We start from the raw sequence: 5033 nt of genomic DNA, 5'->3' as shown, positions 1-5033 counted from the left end.
TCACTTTCTTTGCACGAGCAAAGAAAGTGACACCCCTCCGCGGTCGCGGAAACGACTCTCGCCAGGTCGTACCCGGCGCCACCAATGCATCGGCGCGCAAACGAAAACGGCACCCTCGCAGGCGCCGTCTCCATGAACCGCTTTACGCGAAACCTCAGAACTTCGCGTCAAACTCCGCCGCGTAACCGGTGTTCACCAGTACCTTCTGCAGCGACTCGGCCACCTTCAGGTTGCCGGCCACGATCTGGTGGGTCTCCGGGCCACGGTTGTCCATGCGGCCCAGGGTCGCGCCCTTGAAGTCACAGACCTTGCCACCCGCCTCGCGGACCAGTAGCAGGCCAGCGGCGATGTCCCACGCCTTCACACCGGCCTCGAAGTAGGCGTCGGCACGGCCGCAGGCCACGTAGGCCAGGTCCAGTGCCGCCGAACCGGTGCGGCGGATGTCCTCGCCGTGCACCAGCAGGGCGTCGACCGCCTTCAGCTGGGCACTGGCGCGGCTGCGCTCGCGCGGGGCGAAACCGGTGTGGATCATCGTGCCTTCCAGATCCTTGCGGTCGGCCACGCGGATGCGGCGGTCGTTCAACACGGCGCCGGCACCCCGGCTGGCGGTGAACAGTTCATTGCGCAGCGGGTCGAAGATGACCGCGTCGGTCGGCTCGCCGTTCTCTACCAGCGCGATCGACACGCAGTAGTGCGGCACGCCACGCAGGTAGTTGCTGGTGCCGTCCAGCGGGTCGATGACCCACATCTGGCGGCGCTCGCCCTGCACGCCACCTTCTTCACCGAAGATGCCGTAGTCCGGATAAGCGCGCTTGAGTTCCTTGACGATGACCTTTTCCGCGTCCGCATCCACTTCGCTGGCGTAGTCCATCCGGCCCTTCTGCACCACGTTCAGTGCCTCGAGCTTGTTGATGTTGCGCAACAGGACGTTGCCGGCGAGGCGGGCGGCCTTGACCATGACGGTGACGGCGGGTTTCTGCATGGCGTGGGCTCCCGGAAAGGCAGAAGAGATGGACTGGCGGGGGAAAAGAGCGGGTCCGGCGCAGTGGCCGGCCGCACAGTTTACCATTGGTCATCGTCCAGCTCGACCTTTTCCCTGTTCATGTCCCAGTTTCCCGCCGCCACCCGCCTCCGATTCGTCCTGGTCGGTACCCAGCACCCCGGCAACATGGGCGCCGCCGCCCGTGCCCTGAAGACCATGGGCCTGGCCCGCCTGGTACTGGTCGCCCCCGAGAAACCGCTGGACGAGGAGGCCTTCCGCCGCTCTGCCGGTGCCGAAGATGTGCTGGGGGACGCCCCGGTGGTCGCCACCCTGGCCGAGGCCGTGGCCGATTGCCGCCTGGTGCTGGGCTGCACCGCGCGTGCCCGCCGCGTGCAGCTGGAGGAGTACCTGCCGGCCGATGCCGCCGCTCGTGCGGTGGCCAAGGCGGGCGAGGGCGCCGAGGTGGCGCTGGTGTTCGGCCGTGAGCGCACTGGCCTGACCAACGAAGAACTGCAGCTCTGCCACGCGGCGGTGCACATCCCGTCCGATCCGGCGTTCAGCTCGCTCAACCTGGCTGCCGCCGTGCAGGTGCTGGCCTATGAGACACGCATGCAGCTGCTGGGCGCGCAGCCGGCCGCGGACGCCGAGCCCGGTTTCCGCGAACAGGCAGCAAGCCATGAGCAGATGGAGAGCTTCTTCGCCCAGCTTGGCGACACCCTGGACGAGATCGATTTCCACAAGGGCCGCGCGCCGGAATCGGCGATGCGCAAGCTGCGCCGGCTGTTCCTGCGCAGCGAGCCGAGCGAGCAGGAAGTGCGCCTGTTGCGCGGCATCCTTGCCGACACCCAGCGGATGGCGCGGCTGGCAAAGGCGGGCAACAAGGACGGCTGACGACGTTCTCATTTTTTCGGGTAGTCTGTCCGGATACCCAGGGGGGGATGAAGCCTGTGTCGGGTCTGCGAAGGGCAGTGCAGAGGGGACTGCTGAGCCTGGTCATGATCCTGCTGGCCGGGACGGTACATGCAGCAGCGGACCGGGTGCTGGTGCTGGGCCGGATCAGCGATGATCCCAAGGCCCATTACGAGCAGCTGCAACCGTTGCTGGACTATGTGGTGGCACGCATGCACGACGTCGGCATCACCGAAGGGCGGATCCTGATGGCACGCGACCCGCAGCAGATGGCCAGCTATCTGCGGCGGGGGCGGGTCGACTGGGTCACGGAAACGTCGGGTACGGCGGTGGCACTGGGCCAGCGCAGTGGCGCGCGGCCGCTGCTGCTGACCGAGCGCAATGGCGTGCGTGAGTACCAGACCGTGTTCTTCGTGCGTCGCGACAGTCCGATCCAGCGGATCCAGGACCTGCGCGGGCATCGCCTGGCGCTGCAGAACACGGCGTCCACCAGTGCCTACCTGGTGCCGGTGATGACGCTGCTGCAGGAGGGGCTGGCGCCGCAGATCCTGGCCGGTGTGTGGGACGTGCCGGGCCGGGACAGCGTGGGGTACGTGTTCGCACGTAGCGAGTTGAACATCGCCACGTTCGTGCACAAGGGCATGGTCGAAGTGGGGGCGGTGAGCAGCGTGGACTGGAATGACGAGCGACGGATGCCGACGGCATTCCGGCGCGACTTCCGCGAACTGCTGCGCACCGAACCCTACCCACGGGCGGTGGAAATGGTTCGCGCCGACCTTGACCCGCGGGTACGTGACAGGCTGCAGGACGTCCTGCTGCAGGCGGCCAGCGACCCGCAGGCACAGGGGGCGCTGCATCGGTTTTTCGGCACTTCCGGTTTCCACCGCGTCGATGCGCATGCGCAGCAGCGGCTGGATGAATTGAAACAAGGATTGACGCGCGTGCGGATGGAAGTGGAATGAAGTGGCTCGGCTCGGGAATGCAGGCCCGGTTCCTGCTCGCGATGGGCGGGGCGATGGTCGTGGTGGTGGCGATCCTGGCGGTGTTGCTGGGGCGGCAGGCGGCGATGCAGGGCGAGGTGCGCAACCTCAGTGGTGGCGTCATCCATGAACTGTTCGACCGCAGCGTGCGCAGCCGCGGCGAAGCGATGGCGCGCGAGCTGTCCGACGCGCTGGCCAACCCGCTGTACTACCGCGACCTGGACCAGGTCGGTGCGCTGGTGCGCAGCACCGCACGGCAGCCGGTCGTGCGCTATGTGCTGGTGTTCGACGAACGTGGCCGGCTGGTGCATGACGGCTCGATCGAGGTGTCCGGCTTCGGCCAGCCGATGACCGACCCGCTGGCCCCCAAGGCCGCGGTGGCGCAGGCGCTGGTGGTGCAGGAATCGCCCAAGGTACTCGACAACACCATGCCGATCATGGTCGGCAACCAGCGCATCGGCGGCGTCCGCGTCGGCATGGCGCTGGACGAGGTGCAGCAGCGCGAACAGGCCGCCAATGCCACGCTCGGCGAGCGCCTGCAGCAGGTCGGCAGCCGCCACCTGGGCTGGCTGCTGCTGATGCTGGGCCTGCTGGTGGTGATCGGCGTGGTGGTGATCCTGTACGTGCAGCGCACCCTGGTGGCGCCGATCCGGGACCTGGCCGCTGCGGCGCGCCGCATCGAGGCTGGCGACTACCAGGCGCCGCTGGCCGAGAACACCCGCGACGACGAAGTCGGCGAGCTGGTGCGCGGCTTCGCCCGCATGCGCGATGCCATCGCCCGCCATGACCGCGAGGTGCGGCGCATGGCCTATACCGATGCACTGACCGGGCTGACCAACCGGTTGGCATTCAGGGAGGCGCTGGACCATCGCCTGATGGCCGCGCGCGCATCCAATCATCGGCTGGGCCTGCTGTTTGCCGATATCGACGATTTCAAGCGCGTCAACGACACCCTGGGCCATGAGGCCGGTGACGAAGCGCTGTTGCAGTTCGCGCAGCGCATCGGCAGTGCGGTTACCGAGGCCGGTGGCGATGAAGCCCTGCTGGCCCGCTTTGGCGGCGACGAGTTCGTGATCCTGGTCGGTGATGGCGACGTGGCGGCCAACGCACGGCTGCTGGCCGAAGTGCTGGTGCGCGAGCTGGGCAAGCCGCTGGTGGTGCAGGGCCGGGAACTGTTCCTGGGCACTTCGATCGGCGTGACCCTGTTCCCGGATGATGCCGCCGATGCGACCACGCTGCTGAAGAACGGCGACATCGCCATGTACCAGGCCAAGATGGCCGGCAAGAACTGCTACCGCTATTACAGCCGTGCGATGGACCACGCGGTCGAGCGCCGCGTGCACATGGAGCAGGAGCTGCGCGGGGCCTGGGAGCGCGGCGAGCTGCGCCTGGCCTACCAGCCGATCTTCCGCATGCGCGATCGCCGCATGGTCGGCGTGGAAGTGCTGCTGCGCTGGCAGCATCCGACCTTGGGCACGATTCCGCCGTCGGTGTTCATCGAAGTGGCCGAGCAGAGCGGGCTGATCGAGCTCATCGGCCCGAAGGTGCTGCGTGCGGCCTGCATGGAAGCCTCGCAGTGGCCACGCGGGGCGGGCGGCGATGATCTGTTCGTGTCGGTGAATGTGTCGCCGCGGCAGCTGCGCGGCGGTGAACTGCCGGCATTGGTCGCGCAGTGCCTGCACGAGTCCGGGCTGCCGGCGTCGCGCCTGCACCTGGAGTTGACCGAAACCGCGGTGATCGGCGACGAAATGGTTGCCGCGCAGCTGCTGGACAAGCTGCACCGCACCGGCGTGAAGGTCTGGCTGGACGATTTCGGCACCGGCTTCTCCGGTCTCAGCCATCTTCGCCAGGTACCGGTGGACGGCGTGAAGATCGACAAGAGCTTCGTGGCCGACATGCAGCGCGATCCCGACGATCTGGCGCTGACCACGGCGATCATCGCCATGGCCCACGCACTGGGCATCACCGTGGTGGCCGAGGGCATCGAGCAGCAGGCGCAGTTCGAACTGCTGGTGCAGCGCGGCTGCGATCTTGGCCAGGGCTACTGGCTGAGCCACCCGGTGACCGCCACCGAAGTGGTGCGGATGATCGAATCGGGCCTCTGACCGACTGACGTTGTGCCGGGGTCAGATCCCTTTTCCGTCGGAAAAGGGATCTGACCC

General features: G+C 67.5%; 4 protein-coding genes. 3 read left to right on the top strand and 1 reads right to left on the bottom strand.

Features of this window, described 5'->3' with window-relative positions; genetic code table 11:
- Nucleotides 1–154 precede the first annotated feature (154 nt).
- A complete protein-coding gene (locus tag ABGA94_RS05975; RefSeq protein WP_005417749.1) occupies nucleotides 155–982 on the bottom strand; it encodes an inositol monophosphatase family protein in 828 nt (275 codons plus the stop codon).
- A gap of 120 nt (nucleotides 983–1102) precedes the next feature.
- Between ABGA94_RS05975 and ABGA94_RS05970 the strand changes: the two genes are divergently transcribed.
- From ABGA94_RS05970 to ABGA94_RS05960, 3 genes are all read left to right on the top strand, one after another.
- A complete protein-coding gene (locus ABGA94_RS05970) occupies nucleotides 1103–1873 on the top strand; it encodes an RNA methyltransferase (RefSeq protein ID WP_134955786.1) in 771 nt (256 codons plus the stop codon).
- Nucleotides 1874–1977: 104 nt separating this feature from the next.
- Nucleotides 1978–2853, top strand: coding sequence for a phosphate/phosphite/phosphonate ABC transporter substrate-binding protein (locus tag ABGA94_RS05965; protein WP_005417743.1), 876 nt, complete (start codon nucleotides 1978–1980; stop codon nucleotides 2851–2853).
- On the top strand, nucleotides 2850–4976 hold the full coding sequence (locus tag ABGA94_RS05960) for a bifunctional diguanylate cyclase/phosphodiesterase (RefSeq protein ID WP_005417742.1): 2127 nt from the start codon (nucleotides 2850–2852) through the stop codon (nucleotides 4974–4976). The genes ABGA94_RS05965 and ABGA94_RS05960 overlap by 4 nt, the downstream gene beginning before the upstream one ends.
- The last annotated feature ends 57 nt before the right edge of the window (nucleotides 4977–5033 follow it).

This window comes from Stenotrophomonas sp. 3diitr2024, assembly GCF_042136455.1.
In the GTDB taxonomy this organism is placed as follows: Bacteria; Pseudomonadota; Gammaproteobacteria; order Xanthomonadales; family Xanthomonadaceae; genus Stenotrophomonas; species Stenotrophomonas sepilia.
This window is presented reverse-complemented; position numbering and strand designations above follow the sequence as displayed.